At 40.7% G+C, this 15,009-nt stretch carries 11 protein-coding genes and 1 pseudogene; 8 read left to right on the top strand and 4 right to left on the bottom strand.

The features are described from left to right. Nucleotides 1-263 precede the first annotated feature (263 nt). From sstT to AC4MBN_RS07600, 3 genes are read left to right on the top strand one after another with little or no spacing between them, the layout of a single operon-like run. Entirely contained in the window at nucleotides 264-1,460 is a 1,197-nt protein-coding gene (sstT, locus tag AC4MBN_RS07590) for a serine/threonine transporter SstT (protein ID WP_004785593.1), read from the top strand. Nucleotides 1,461-1,502: 42 nt separating this feature from the next. Continuing rightward, nucleotides 1,503-2,177 (top strand): YoaK family protein, encoded by a 675-nt coding sequence (locus AC4MBN_RS07595; RefSeq protein WP_104426089.1) that lies wholly within the window; start codon nucleotides 1,503-1,505, stop codon nucleotides 2,175-2,177. Nucleotides 2,178-2,192: 15 nt separating this feature from the next. Continuing rightward, nucleotides 2,193-2,729, top strand: coding sequence for a DUF2058 domain-containing protein (locus AC4MBN_RS07600; protein WP_104426088.1), 537 nt, complete (start codon nucleotides 2,193-2,195; stop codon nucleotides 2,727-2,729). 196 nt (nucleotides 2,730-2,925) lie between these two features. On the opposite strand, the pseudogene AC4MBN_RS07605 reads toward AC4MBN_RS07600, so the two are convergent. Continuing rightward, nucleotides 2,926-3,255, bottom strand: a pseudogene (locus tag AC4MBN_RS07605) (hypothetical protein). A gap of 409 nt (nucleotides 3,256-3,664) precedes the next feature. Here AC4MBN_RS07605 and AC4MBN_RS07610 point away from each other — a divergent pair. The 5 genes from AC4MBN_RS07610 to AC4MBN_RS07630 all read left to right on the top strand — a co-directional run bounded on the left by AC4MBN_RS07610 (nucleotide 3,665) and on the right by AC4MBN_RS07630 (nucleotide 10,323). Continuing rightward, the gene (locus AC4MBN_RS07610) at nucleotides 3,665-4,924 is read left to right on the top strand and encodes a mechanosensitive ion channel family protein (RefSeq protein ID WP_491880082.1); all 1,260 of its coding nucleotides are present in this window, start codon (nucleotides 3,665-3,667) and stop codon (nucleotides 4,922-4,924) included. A 248-nt stretch (nucleotides 4,925-5,172) separates the two neighbouring features. Further along, on the top strand, nucleotides 5,173-7,029 hold the full coding sequence (locus AC4MBN_RS07615) for an ABC transporter ATP-binding protein (RefSeq protein WP_491880083.1): 1,857 nt from the start codon (nucleotides 5,173-5,175) through the stop codon (nucleotides 7,027-7,029). Between the two features lie 380 nt (nucleotides 7,030-7,409). After that, nucleotides 7,410-8,438, top strand: a complete 1,029-nt coding sequence (locus tag AC4MBN_RS07620; protein ID WP_491880084.1) for an AraC family transcriptional regulator — start codon at nucleotides 7,410-7,412, stop codon at nucleotides 8,436-8,438. Between the two features lie 82 nt (nucleotides 8,439-8,520). Then, complete coding sequence (gcvH, locus tag AC4MBN_RS07625; RefSeq protein ID WP_104426083.1) at nucleotides 8,521-8,895, top strand: glycine cleavage system protein GcvH; 375 nt, start codon at nucleotides 8,521-8,523, stop codon at nucleotides 8,893-8,895. Between the two features lie 252 nt (nucleotides 8,896-9,147). Then, nucleotides 9,148-10,323 (top strand): MFS transporter, encoded by a 1,176-nt coding sequence (locus AC4MBN_RS07630; protein WP_419364437.1) that lies wholly within the window; start codon nucleotides 9,148-9,150, stop codon nucleotides 10,321-10,323. Nucleotides 10,324-10,397: 74 nt separating this feature from the next. Here the strand turns inward: AC4MBN_RS07630 and AC4MBN_RS07635 are convergent, their stop codons facing one another. From AC4MBN_RS07635 to AC4MBN_RS07645, 3 genes are all read right to left on the bottom strand, one after another. After that, nucleotides 10,398-11,594 (bottom strand): PilT/PilU family type 4a pilus ATPase, encoded by a 1,197-nt coding sequence (locus tag AC4MBN_RS07635; RefSeq protein ID WP_005235842.1) that lies wholly within the window; start codon nucleotides 11,592-11,594, stop codon nucleotides 10,398-10,400. Between the two features lie 400 nt (nucleotides 11,595-11,994). Next, complete coding sequence (locus AC4MBN_RS07640) at nucleotides 11,995-13,173, bottom strand: PilT/PilU family type 4a pilus ATPase (RefSeq protein WP_491880085.1); 1,179 nt, start codon at nucleotides 13,171-13,173, stop codon at nucleotides 11,995-11,997. 255 nt (nucleotides 13,174-13,428) lie between these two features. Further along, nucleotides 13,429-14,478 carry a 3-deoxy-7-phosphoheptulonate synthase gene (locus AC4MBN_RS07645; protein WP_491880086.1) on the bottom strand — a complete coding sequence of 350 codons (1,050 nt, stop codon included), beginning with the start codon at nucleotides 14,476-14,478 and terminating at the stop codon, nucleotides 13,429-13,431. Nucleotides 14,479-15,009 lie beyond the last annotated feature (531 nt).

A 15,009-nucleotide genomic window follows, 5' to 3' on the forward strand; every position in this document is an offset into this window, starting at 1 on the left:
CTGAAACATAACTGGAAATGATTGATTTAAATTCTATATTCATTTAAAAAATAAAGATTAAAAACCAATCAGTAAATCTGGCTATTTCTAAGAATTTTGTATGGAAATAATACGATCAAGATAAAAAACCATCTTAATTATTTATTAATTTTCAGTCACTTAAATATTATCTAAAAATATATTTTAAGCGATCCTTAATTTAAGTATAAAATAACGCAAATTTTTTTCGCATTTAGCCCTCGTAATTTTCACAAGGCAACCTTATGTTTTCTGCCCTATCGCGTCTGAGTTTAGTCTCCCGAATCATCATCGCCATTATTCTAGGCGTTGGTGTGGCTCTGTTATTTCCTGAAGCTGCACCTTCCTTAAGCCTGTTGGGTGATCTGTTTATTAAGGCACTAAAATCCGTCGCGCCAGTTCTGGTTTTCATTCTGGTTCTTGCATCAATTGCAAATTTCCAGGTTGGCCAGACCAATTCAACGATAAGACCTATTATGCTGATGTATGCTGTCGGCATGTTCCTGGCAGCATTAAGCGCTGTGATCGCCAGTATTTTATTTCCAAGCACATTGTTCCTGGATATTGCAGCGCAAGGTGATTTACAGCCGCCAGGCAGCCTAGGTGAAATTCTCAAAAATCTGGTGCTGAGCTTTGTAGCGAACCCGGTGGTTGCCATTGCTGAAGCGAATTTTATTGGAATTCTGGCATGGTCAATTGCGTTAGGAATTGCCTTCCGTCATGCATCACACACAACTAAAACCTGTTTAAATGACGCTGCCAATGCAATCAATTATGTAATTCGTCTGGTGATCAGCTTTGCACCAGTCGGTATTTTTGGTCTGGTTGCCGTGACTTTTGCCGAAGCGGGCCTAGATACCTTGACCAGCTATGCGCATTTATTAGCTGTTCTGCTGGGTACCATGGTATTTGTAGCCTTGGTGATTAACCCGTTAATGGTCGGTTTCATTACCCGTCGTAATCCGTATCCACTGGTCTTTACCTGCTTACGTGAAAGTGGCATTACCGCGTTCTTTACCCGCAGTTCTGCTGCCAATATTCCGGTAAACCTGGACTTGGCAAAACGCTTAGGTGTGAAAGAGACTACTTCAAGCGTAGCAATTCCTTTAGGTGCAGCAATTAACATGGCCGGTGCATCAGTGACGATTACCGTGTTGTCTTTAGCTGCAGTAAATACTTTAGGTGTTAATGTTGACTTCACTACTATGCTAATTCTTTCTATCGTAGCGACTGTGTCTGCGTGTGGTGCTTCAGGTGTGGCGGGTGGTTCACTATTGCTGATTCCCGTGGCTTGTGGCCTGTTCGGGATTTCTTCAGATATCGCGATGCAAGTGGTGGCGATTGGTATGGTGATCAGTGTATTGCAGGACTCTACCGAGACTGCACTCAACTCATCTACCGATGTTTTATTTACAACAGCAGTAGACCGCGCTACAGATTGATTTTATATTGAAGAATCAAGATGTTTTTCTAATGATATTGCCATGCCATTACAGCGTTTACCATCGTGGGTTCAATTGGGTGCATTCTTCCTTGCGGTAAATGCCGGAATGATTAATGTATTAGGACTGGTGACCGTGTTGCATCAGTCCGTTTCACATATGACCGGTAACGTCAGTATGCTGGCGATGGCGCTGCTGGACTGGCAACCACGCCAGATTTTGTATCTGATTCTGGTTACGCTCTGTTATGTGATTGGCTCGATGTATAGCGGGCTGATTTTAGGAAATAGTCACTTTCGCTTGGGACGCCTGTATGGTTATCCTTTAAGCCTAGTGGCTTTTTTTATATTCATTTGCTGGCTGTTATTGCCCTATTTCCCGCGTTATGCCTTGTTATGGGCCTGTGTCGCGATGGGTGTACAAAATGCCATGGTCAGCCACTATAAAGGTGCGATTATCCGGACCACCCATTTGTCTGGTGTACTGACCGATTTAGGTCTGGCTATGGGCTATCGTCTGCGTGGTCTGGTCGTAGAATCCCGTAAAGTGATCCTGCATATGCTGATCTTGGCCGGCTTTTTGGTGGGTGGCATACTTGCCAGCTGGATTTATCCTTATTTAAAATTAAATGCATTCCTGGTCCCTACAGTGTTAAGCCTGCTGCTTAGCCTGACCTATTGGGTGATCTATTTACGTTATCGACATCAACACGACTAATTTCTGGAAGTTCTCATGGTTAAAAATGCATTACAGGCACAATTGTTAAAGGCAGGCCTGGTCGATAATAAAAAAGCCAAAAAACTGTCTAAACAGGCGGTACATGAAAAGCGCACAGGCGACAGTAAAGAAGCCGAAATCAAAGCCAAGATTGAGCAGGACAAACAGGAAAAGCTGGCTAAAGACCAAGCCATTGAACAGGCTAAAAAAGCCCAATTGCAGGAAAAAGAACTTAAAGCGGCGATCATGCAGATGATTAATCAGCATAAAATTCGTGATACGGATGGCGAGATCAGTTATCAGTTTATTGATGACAGCAAGATCAAGAAAGTTTATATCAACCAACAGATTTATAATGCACTAGTCGCTGGCAGTCTGGTGATTGCACGTGAAAATGAAAGTTATGCCTTCCTGCCTAAAGCTCTGGCAGATCGTATCAATTCAAAAATGGAAGGCTTTATCATTGTGAATAATTCAGAGAAAAATGAAGAAACCACTGATGAAGAAGATCCATATGCAGCTTATGTGATTCCTGATGATTTAATGTGGTAAGCACATTTTCCTTAAAAAGGAAAGCATAAATAAAAAACCGGCATATTTGCCGGTTTTTTTAATCTGTTTCATTAAGTCTATGTCAGCTTGCCTTTTGCATATTCTTGTTTTAATAGATAGCAAATTTCACTCAATTCAAATCCTATTTAATAACTTTAGATTTCATATAACGAGCCTTAAATGAAAGCGCTAATCACTAAAATTTAGTCTGTAAATACTCAATAAACCCCTCAATTTTCTTAATAACGTATAAGCAGATATGCAAAGGACTCACGTTATTTTGCTAAGCTTTTTCTACTCTATACTTTGCTCTTTCTAAGAGCGCTATTACATAATGTATAGAGCTTTTAAGAATTTTTTTCGGATCTTTTTTTGAATACAAGTAACGATCAATTTTTTCAAAAGATTCATCATTAACCACTATCTCCAATATAGTGTTATTAATTTCATGGCTTATTGATTGCTCAATATGTTCCAGTTCATAGGAATGTAGAACTTGTGCTATAACTATTTGAAGATTTTTCATTTTTAATGATTAAGATTATATGATTTTAATCCTAGCACTATCGTAAGTATATAAAATGTAAAATAAACATTAAGTTATGTCGAATTAACATAATTAAACGCTATATTAAATTCTTTAATTCACTTTGACATTTTTAATTTTTTAAAGTTAGAAAAAATACAAGCTAGGCTGTTATATCAATTTTTCACGTTTCCTAGCCATTAACCGATCAATTTTTCATCTATTTATTCAATCTGAATTAATCTCAAGGAAGAAAAAACTATTCCGATAAAATAAAAACAAATGCCTGAATAGTGATTAAGTTCGCAGTCTCTAAGAAAGATATGTTTTAAAAGGTTATCCTGGATTAAAAAATTGCGTTTAAACCTATAAACTCTAACAAATTTTTTGAGTTAAAGAGAAAGATCAGTTGGAACAGTTTAATTTTATTCAGAATATTCGAGATTGGGCCGATCAGTACCCATGGCTGGAAATGTTATCTTCACTGAGTATTGTGATTTTACTGGCCATCCTTGCCAATGTGTTTGCCAAACAGATTGTCGTACGTGGCATTCGTCAACTGATTTCCAAAATGCCCTTTGCCAATAATCAGATTTTTGCTGAACATAGCGTGATTCGCCGGATTTCCAATATTGTTCCGGCAATCGTGATTATGAACGGGATTACCACAGTTCCACATTTATCCGACAAGGTACAAACTTTTGTACAAATGGGTGCTCAGGCATTTATTTTCCTGACCATTGCTCTGGCGCTCGGTGAATTATTGAATATCTTTAACCTGATCTATCAGCGCAATCCTAAGTCACGCAATAAGCCGATTAAAGGTTATTTACAGCTGGTCAAGCTGATCATCTTCATTGTTTGTGGCTTAATGATTTTAGGCACCTTCCTGAAAAAAGATGTATTCACCTTACTTGCCGGTTTTGGTGCGATGGCCGCTGTCCTGATGCTGGTTTTTCAAAATACCATTCTGTCACTGGTCGCTTCGGTTCAGATTTCATCTTATGACATGGTACGTATTGGTGACTGGATTGAAATGCCGACCCTAAATGCCGATGGTGATGTCATTGATATGTCATTACATACAGTGACTGTGCAGAACTTTGACAAGACAGTGACCACCATTCCAACCAATAAACTGGTGACTGATACCTTCAAAAACTGGCGCGGCATGCAGGAAGCGGGTGCCCGTCGAATCAAGCGTTCAATTCATATTGATCAAACCAGCGTGCATTTCATGACAGCTGAAGAACAGAACAAACTGAAAAGTTTCATCCTGCTTGATCAATATCTGAATACCAAATCAGAAGAGCTAGATAAATTTAACCAGCAGCTCCAGCACCATTCACAATACAACCAGCGCCGTCTGACCAATTTAGGCACGTTCCGCGCTTATTTGGAATTTTATCTGCAACAGCATCCTGGCATTGCCAAAGATTTCTCATTGATGGTGCGTCAGTTACAACCGACCAGCGAAGGTTTACCACTGGAAATTTATGCTTTCACCAATACGACGGTTTGGGCAGAGTATGAAAATATCCAGTCCGATATCATGGACCATATTCTGGCGATTATTCCGGAATTTGGATTGAAGGTGTATCAGGCGCCTTCTGGGAGTGATTTTAAGGAATCTTTTAATGCGAGTTCTTCATCTCCGATTATCACTTAAGCTAACCTCTTAACTTAAGCCCGAAATAATCTCTTATTTCGGGCTTTTTTATTCTCAGTATTTAAAACGATTTCAAGCTCTTATTTTTAGTTTTCATATCAGCTGGCATAAATCTGGCATGAGTTTCTGCTCTGCAACCTAAAGTTTGATTTAGTTAAACATTTGTGGCAATTTCACTCAAATTCAGACTTCAAAAAGCAGAATCCTTTATAATCCTCGCAAAGAAAATACATGATAAGAGTACGTGAATGTTTCGATGGCTTGAACGGCTGGTAGATCCCTATCCCACCAAAAACCTGAATCAACCCTTACCCACCAGGTTTTTCCCCTTTGTCTGGCAAGCAGCTTATGGGGTACGTCGTTATTTGCTGGTTCTGGTGCTGTGTACCGCAGGTGCAGCCAGTTTCGAGGCCTTACTGTATTCAAAAATTGGCGATCTGGTAAACTGGTTGAGCCAAAGTCAACCAGAAACTTTTTTAGATCAACATGCCAGCAACCTGACCTTATTAAGTATTATCTTGCTGGCCAATATCCTGTTTGCCAGTGCCCAGTCCCTGATCAAGCATCAGATTTTATATAGTAATTTCCCGATGCGTCTGCGTTGGCGCTTCCATAATTTATTGCTCAAACAGAGTTTGGACTTCTTCCATAATGATTTTGCCGGACGTTTATCGGCCAAAGTCATGCAAACGGCGCTGGCGATCCGAGAATTCTGGGTCATTTTGGGCGATATGCTGGCCTATGTGCTAATTTATTTCGTCACGATTAATATTGTTTTGGGTGCCATTTCACCCTTACTTATTTTGCCGCTTATGGTCTGGCTACTCTTGTTTATTTGTGCCGCCTGCTATTTCATTCCAAGATTAAGCAAGATTTCATCCTTACAAGCGGATGCGCGTGCAGTCATGACCGGACGTGTGACTGATGCCTATACCAATATTCAGACCGTAAAACTGTTTGCGCATGCAGGCCGAGAAAGTCAGTATGCCAAATCCTCCATGCAGGAATTTATGGTTACGGTATATAAACAGATGCGTCTGGGCGCTCAATACGAAATCAGCATTCTGATGCTAAGTGTTGTGCTATATGCAGGTGTGCTGGGAACTGCAATCTGGCTGTGGATGCAAGGTCAAGCTCAGCTCGGGATCATTGCAGCAACCACAGCGATGGTATTAAAGCTGAATAGTATTGCCGAGTTTATGATGTGGCAGACCTCTGCCCTGTTTGAAAATGTCGGTACTATTCAGGACGGGATGAAAACACTGGGACGTCGAATCAATATTCAAGACAAAGAAGATGCGAAAGAACTGGAACTGAAACACGGTGAGATTAAATTCGATAATGTCACTTTTGCCTATAATGAAAAACCGGTGATTGACCAGTTTAATCTGACCATTCGTCCGGGTGAAAAAATCGGCATCGTAGGTCGTTCCGGTGCCGGTAAATCGACTCTGATTCAATTGTTACTGCATTTCTATCATCTGAATCAGGGCCGTATTCTGATTGATGGTCAGGATATTGCCGATGTCACTCAGGATAGCCTGCGTAAAAATATTGCGCTGGTCACTCAGGATACGTCTTTGCTGCATCGTACCGTGGCTGAAAATATTAAATACGGCCGTCCGGATGCAACTGATGAAGAGATGTTTGAAGCTGTACGCAAGGCCAAAGCAGAAGAATTCATTCCAAATCTGACTGATTTGCGTGGCCGTAGAGGCTATGATGCTTATGTCGGTGAACGTGGCGTGAAGCTTTCTGGTGGACAGCGTCAACGTATTGCCATTTCCCGGGTATTCCTGAAAGATGCACCGATTCTGATTCTGGATGAAGCCACGAGTGCTCTGGATTCCGAGGTCGAAGCAGCTATTCAGAATAGTCTGGATGACTTGATGCAAGGTAAAACGGTTATTGCCATTGCGCATCGTCTTTCTACCATTGCGCAGATGGATCGTCTGATTGTGATGGATCAAGGGAAAATTGCCGAGCAAGGTACGCATGATGAACTGGTTGCCTTAAACGGAATCTATGCGCAGCTATGGCAGCGTCAAACCGGCGGGTTCTTGGTACAGCAACATCCCAAAACTGACAACTTGCACGAAGCATAATTGCTCTATCCAGTAGTAACTGACATCTACAACAGAAACCGAAGCGTTCTATTTGAGTCATTAGAATAGTAATGCTTCGGTTTGCTTTTATGTGAATATCGTCTATTCCATAAGAATTTTTTAAGTTTAGATTTTTCTAAAAGTGATCCTGTTTTGAATTAGAAGAAATCTGTAGCCTTAAAATTAAATCCCTAAAATATCTCTGTTTTACATTGATTTCCAACTTTAAATTAGGCTACTCTGCTTTAAGTTGATTGAAATCTGCTTGTGGAAATTGCCACAGCTTTGTCCAACAATTTTTATCAAGAAAATGGCTTTTTCATGCCAATATGAAGATGAAGTGAAAATAAAAAAATTTGAATGAGTGCAACGGATCGCGCATGAAAACAATAGCTCCTCGCCAAGACCAAGGTATTCCAGGTGTATACGGTCTCTTGCTTCTCGATGTCATTTCCCGCTGGGGGTATAATAATGAGTCGCTTTTTAAGCCTTTTGGCCTGACCAGTGAACAGTTGGCAGATCCTGATTACCGTATTCCGACACCAGTCGCCAATGAACTGGTCAAGCATGCCCTGAAACTCACTGGTGAACCGACACTGGGTTATCACTTAGGTACCCAGATGCGGATTTCAATTCATGGCTTTATCGGTTATGCCATCATGACGGCGAATAATATTACCGAAGCTCTGGTGCTGGCGAATCGATTCATTCAGTTACGTTTACCCTTCCTGCAGTTATTTTTCTCGACCTTTGGCGCTAAGGCAACGGTACAGCTGCAAACTGATATCCAGCTTGAACCGCTTCGTACCGAAATTTCGATTGCCCTGATGATTGGTCTGATCAGTATGGCTAAGGCTATTACCGGGGTTAACGATGCAACTGGTGAAATCGACTTCGATTTCAAAAAGCCGGAAGGCTTTGAACGCTTCATGGCGAAATTTCCTACGCACCAGTTCCGTTTTGAACAGCCGCATTTAATTTTAAGCTTTGATAAAAGCTACCTGATGAACAAGTTGGTACATGCCGATCCAATTGCCAGCCAGATTGCGATTAACCAATGTGAAGCTGAATTATCTGCACTTGGTGAACGACACCGGATTGCCATGCGGGTACTAGATATCCTGACTCATTCCGAACAGCATTATCTGAGTATTGAAAGTGTAGCTGAACGCCTGCATATGTCAGATCGAACCTTAAAGCGTCAGTTGGCCGCTGAAGGTACTTCTTTCTCTACGCTGGTGGATGAAGTGCGCTACCGGCATGCCACTTCCTTATTATCCCGTACAGACTTTACTCTGGAGCAGATCGCTGATGAACTTGGCTATAGTGATGTGGCCAATTTTAGTCGGGCGTTTAAGCGCTGGAGTGGTCGTAGCCCGAGCAACTGGCGTAAAGATCCTTATTTATAAGCAAGGATAAACCTTTTGTTTTGACCAAAAAGAATGTATAAAACATATCAAAAATGATCTTAAGATTTTTAGGGAGTTATCAATGAATCATCCTTCAGAATTAAAGTACGCAAGTACACATGAATGGGTACGCATTGAGGGTGATCTTGTTGTGACCGGTATTTCCGACCATGCACAGGATGCATTAGGTGATCTGGTTTATGTAGAAGCACCAGATCTTGACTCACATATTACTGCGGGCGAACAGGCTGGCGTGGTTGAATCAGTGAAAACCGCTTCTGATATTCATGCGCCTGTCTCTGGTACAGTCGTTGAAATCAATGCTGCACTTGAAGATGATCCTGACTTCATTAATGATGACCCGTATGGCAAAGGCTGGATCTATAAAATCAAACCGGACAATATGGCAGATGTAGAAAAGCTACTGTCTAATACAGAATATGAAGCTGGCCTATAAGCTACTTTGATTTAGTATGGAAAAATAAGAATCAGCCTGCGGGCTGATTTTTTTACGCATTGAAAACTTCGTATTTAAAGCTCACCATCAAATACAATGTATTTATATCGGAATTTTATTGTATTTTTCACACATTTTTCTTAAAGTCTTTGCTGTACCTGCTATCACTCGCATCAGATAGCTCAGGCTGCTTTATAAAAATAATATTCATGCTCATCGCAGCATTTCCCTATAGATCAATTTAGGAAAATTATGAAATCCAATCTATTGCCTTTATGGACCAAGCCTTTTGTGCTGTGTCTGGCCAATAACCTGTTTTTATTTATTTTCTATTTTGCACAAACCACGATTTTACCGATTTATATCCTGAAAGAATTAGGCGGAAACTTAGCTCAGGCTGGTCTTGCCATGACCTTGTTCATGATTTCAGCGATTGCGGTACGTCCATTTAGTGGCCTGATTATTGAAAAATTGGGTATCCGTAAAACCCTGATTATTTCTGGAATCTTTTTCAGTCTATTTTCCCTAGCTTACTTGCTTGCCGATCAGCTGACGACCTTATTTATCATCCGTTTTTTGCATGGGATCTGGTTTAGTATTTTGACTACAGTCTGTGTTCCTGTGGTGAATCAGTTTATTCCAGAACAGCGTAAAGGCGAAGGCATGGGCTATTACGTTATGTCAGTCAATCTGGGTATTGTTCTTGGACCTTTGATTAGCTTAAGTCTGATTGAATACTGGTCTTATTTTCAGATCACAACGCTGCTTATTGCATTAGTTTTTATCGGATTTGCTTTCTGCTTAATGATTCCGGTCAAGGAGCCTGAGCACATCATTCAAACTGTTCCTGAGAAAAAAGGACTGGTGTTGTCTGATGTTGTAGAAAAGAAAGCGCTGCCTGTTGCTGTTCTGGCAGCTCTGATTTCCTTCTCTTATGCCAGCATCATGTCTTTTATTGCACCTTTTGCTGCCAGTAAAAATCTGATGACTTATGCCAGTTTGTTTTTTGTCGTATTCGCCATTTCCATGATGAGCTTGCGTCCAATTACCGGAAAAATTTACGATCGTAAAGGCTCACAATATGTGATTTATCCTGCGCTATTAGTATTTAGTTTAGGACTCTTTTTACTGAGTCAGATTCAGACCCTATGGGGATTTCTGCTAGCTGCGGTATTGATTGGTGTCGGTTTTGGCAGCGCACAACCTTGCATCCAGACACTAGCCATTCAACGTGCACCGAAACACCGGATTGGTTATGCAACTTCGACCTTTTATACCTTCTATGATGTAGGAATTGCGGTCGGCTCGCTACTGATTGGGGCGCTTATTGCGACTTATAGTTATCAGTTCGCCTTTATTCTGTGTGGTTTACTCACCTTATGCAGTATCGTTTACTTTAAATTGGTCGTTCAAGTTAAGACTGCCTAATACAAGTTAGTGTCTAAATATAATAAAAAACAGGCAGATGAACTGCCTGTTTTAATTCTGACGCGAAGATGTACTTATTCAGATGCTGAAGTATTTTCCTGTTCTTTCTCTTCAGCTTTCGGTTCTTGCATCATCGTGAATTGTGTTGCTTCTCCAGCAGCAGGATTATCCTGGCGGTTGCTTTTCAGCTTGATCTGTAAACGTAATTCATTAGTCGAATCAGCATTACGCAATGCTTCCTCATAAGAAATCGCACCCTCGTTATACAGGTCAAATAAGGCCTGATCGAAAGTCTGCATGCCCAGTTCACGAGATTTGCCCATAATGGCTTTCAGCTCATGAAACTCACCTTTTAGAATCAGATCAGAAATCAAAGGTGTATTTAACATGATTTCAATTGCAGCCCGACGCCCTTTTCCATCCTGAGTACGAATCAGACGCTGGGAAATAATCGCCTTCATATTCGAAGATAAATCCATTAATAACTGATTACGGCGTTCTTCCGGGAAGAAGTTAATAATCCGGTCCAAAGTCTGGTTAGCATTATTGGAATGCAGTGTACCCAGACATAAATGTCCGGTTTCAGCAAAGGCAATTGCGTGTTCCATGGTTTCGGTATCGCGAATCTCACCGATCAGAATTACATCGGGGGCCTGACGCAAGGTATTTTTCAGCGCATTGTGCCAGGAATGGCAATCGACTCCAACTTCACGGTGAGTAATCATGGATTTCTTGTGTTTATGTACATATTCCACCGGATCTTCCACGGTAATGATATGCCCCGCCGAATTTTCATTGCGGTAGTCAATCATCGCTGCCAGAGAGGTCGATTTACCTGAACCCGTTCCTCCTACAACCAGTACCAGACCGCGTTTTTCCATAATCACGTGTTTCAATGATTCTGGTAATTTCAGTTTCTGGAAATTTGGAATTTCTGCCGTAATGGTCCGGATTACCATCCCGACCTGAAGCTGTTGTACAAAAACATTTACCCGGAAGCGCGATACACCCGGTACAGTAATCGCGAAGTTACATTCTAGTTCAGCTTCAAACTCTTGACGCTGTTTATCATTCATCAAGCTATAAGCGAACAGTTTGGTTTTTTCAGCAGTTAAAGTCTGTTGTCCAAAGGGCTTCATTAAGCCCTGATGTTTAATACTCGGTGGAAAATCTGCGGTAATAAATAAGTCTGAGCCCCCATATTCCACTACTTTGGTCAGCATGTGATGCATGAATTTTTTTGCTTCGTCCAACAGTTCTGCCGTGAACATTCTCTTCCCCTGGAAATACACAATTACATGAATTTAAATGCTTGATTCATGCCAATATCATTTGATTTTTATTGTGCAGCGTTTTTTTTAAAGCCTCAAATTGATTTGATTTATAAAGAAAATATTTTTGGAATATTATGTGATGAAGTTCAACAAAATATCAATTAACTAGGCAAAATTTGCATTTTAAAAACTACTTCATTTTAAAAGAATATTACGATGAACAAGATCATATTCAGGATAAATGCAAGATGGTGAAACTGAATTCACCAGGTAAGTAAGGATAAAATTAAAAAATTAGATAGGTGGCTGAAAGCTGCCTTGCTTAAAAGCCACCATTAAAGAAGATTTATGACTCAGTTCTATTGAGCTGAATAGTAATCTGTTTATTAAAAAAAGATTAATCAGGAGAAAGTACACGCGATCCGGACTGTTCCAGAAGTGAAATCTGTGCATTTTCTGCCTGTAAAACAGGATTAATACGACTGCTCTTCAGCTTGATTTGCAAACGTAATTCATTGCTGGAGTCTGCATTACGCAAGGCTTCTTCATAAGAAATAATGCCTTGGTTATATATATCAAATAATGCCTGATCAAAGGTTTGCATGCCCAGTTCCCGCGAACGAGCCATAATCGTTTTAAGCTCATGGAATTCACCTTTACGAATCAGGTCAGAAACTAAAGGGGTATTTTGCAGAATTTCTACCGCAGCCCGACGACCTTTACCATCTTCAGTGCGAATTAGCCGCTGAGAAATCACGGCTTTGATATTAGCTGATAAATCTAGCAGTAACTGATTACGGCGTTCTTCTGGGAAGAAGTTAATAATCCGGTCCAGTGCCTGATCGGCATTATTAGAATGGAGTGTGGCAAGACATAAATGGCCAGATTCAGCAAAGGCAATTGCATGCTCCATACTGTCTGTATCCCTGATTTCGCCAATCACGATGACGTCAGGTGCCTGCCGCATGGTATTAATCAGTGCATTGTGCCAGGAAACACAATCTACACCAATTTCGCGCTGGGTGATCATCGACTTTTTATGCTGATAGACATATTCCACCGGGTCTTCGATCGTAATAATATGCCCTTCAGTATGAGTATTACGGTAATCAATCATAGCTGCTAATGTAGTCGATTTCCCGACACCCGTTGCACCAACTACCAGCACCAGACCACGTTTCTGCATGATGACCTGTTGCAATGAATCCGGTAAGCCTAGTTGCTCAAAGCTGGGAATATCGGTCGTAATGACCCGAATCACCATGCCTACATTGTGCTGTTGCTGGAAGACATTAACCCGGAAACGCGACACGCCCAGGATGCTAATACTAAAATTGCATTCCATCACCGATTCAAATTCCTGAATCTGTCGCTCATTCATCAAGGCATAAGCAAACAAACGGGTCTTATCGGCTGTGAGTTTCTGCTGGCCAAACGGTTTCATTAACCCTTGCTGTTTGATACTGGGCGGGAAATCAGCTGTAATAAAAAGATCGGAACCACCATATTCAACGACTTTGGTCAGCATATGGTGCATAAATTTACGTGCTTCATCGAGTAATTCAGTTGTATACATAGCAAGCTTACCGGGATCATTACTCATCCGCTGTTTAAAAACAGTATCAGGCTGACCTCTAATAAATTATTGTTATTGTTTATTTTTTTAAATTAATTATTTTTTATGAATTTTTTAAAATCGTTTTAATACTCATTGTTTTAATTTTCAAAATATCGAATTGTTGCTTTCAGCATTTAGAAAAATACTTCTGAACAACCATATCCGATCATAATATCTTTCCTCAACGAATTGAGGAAAGATAAGATCGTGAGTTTAAGCGCTACGCTTTAAACTTTCGCATCGCAGTGAATCAGCCATATTTAACAATAATTGCTCGGTTTTTGTCCAGCCCAGACATCCATCAGTCACTGACTGGCCGTAAACCATATCTTCAGAGATTTTCTGATTGCCATCGACCAGATGACTTTCGAGCATTACACCCCGCACATTGCTGTGCAAACGTTCAGCGACGATTTGCTCCAGCACTTCAGGTTGTAGCATTGGGTTTTTTGAACTATTACCATGACTGCAATCAATAACCAGGGCCGGCAAATCGGTTGAGTGTTTCGCTTTAATTTTTTCAATTTCAGACAACTGGTAGTTCGGACCACTATTTGAACCACGCAGGATCAAATGTGCTTTTGGATTCCCTTTTGAGCTCAGGATACACGGCAGACCCGATTGGCTCATGCCCATGAACTGATGTGGATTGGAAGCTGACTGAATAGCATCAAGAGCAATTTGAATCGAACCATCTGTCCCATTTTTGAAACCGATGCTGTACGGCATATGGCTGGAAATTTCACGGTGAATTTGTGATTCACTGGTACGCGCGCCAATCGCGCCCCATGCCAATAGATCATCGAAATACGCTGTCGCCATTGGACTTAAGATCTCTGAGGCAATCGGCAGGCCCATGCCAATCAGTTTTAGGTACAGTGCACGAGATTTTTCCAGACCCAATTGCATATTGGATGAGCCATTGAGTTCTGGGTCATACAGGAAGCCTTTCCAGCCGACAGTAGTCCGTGGTTTTTCAATATAAGCCCGCATAACCAGGAAAATTTGATCTGAGACCTGTTCCTGAAGCTGTTTTAATTTTTCTGCATATTCCAGTGCGGAAGCTTCATCATGAATGGAACATGGTCCAGTAATCACCATTAAACGGTGATCTTTACCCTCTAAAATATTTTGAATAATTTGACGCTGTTCAGCGACTTGTACAGCCAATTGCGGAGACAGTGGCAATTGCTGCTTAAGCTGCTGTGGTAAAGCTAAAATGGTTTCTGTTTGATGTTGTTGTGATGTATGTGCAATATTCATGACTTTAAATCCTGGGACTGGCAATCAGTCCAAACTTTTATTTGAGCGTTATGGGTCTAATCGAAGATGTCGAAAGCGTCATTAGCTGGCTAAAGTAAGACCAATAAAAGTTGCTAAAGTATGAATAGTTAAAGTTTGTCATGGCTGTCTCCAAAAAATTGTTAAATCACATGCATAAAAAAACCTGATCAGGGTTGCCGATCAGGTATTAACTGGTGGGCAACCTTTTCATTGCCCAAACGCATTCAGGCAATTATCTAAACTGCCAGAAATAAAAATAAGCGTTTGAAATGATAGGTTGCTTTAACATGTTTATGTCTTTCATAAAAATGTGAATCTGAAATTAAAATACGCGCTCTATCCAGTTTTGACAAGTAGTAAATATAAAAAAAATATTTATCAGTATTTATACTTTTACTTATCGCCCTAGAATTCTAACCTTTCAGATATTAATAATGGACAAAGTCGTGACGGTCAGCAGACTTTGCCCATTTCCTTAAAACCAAGAGCATATTAGATCTTGGTTTTGGC

This window comes from Acinetobacter sp. CAU_H_60 (assembly GCF_058599385.1).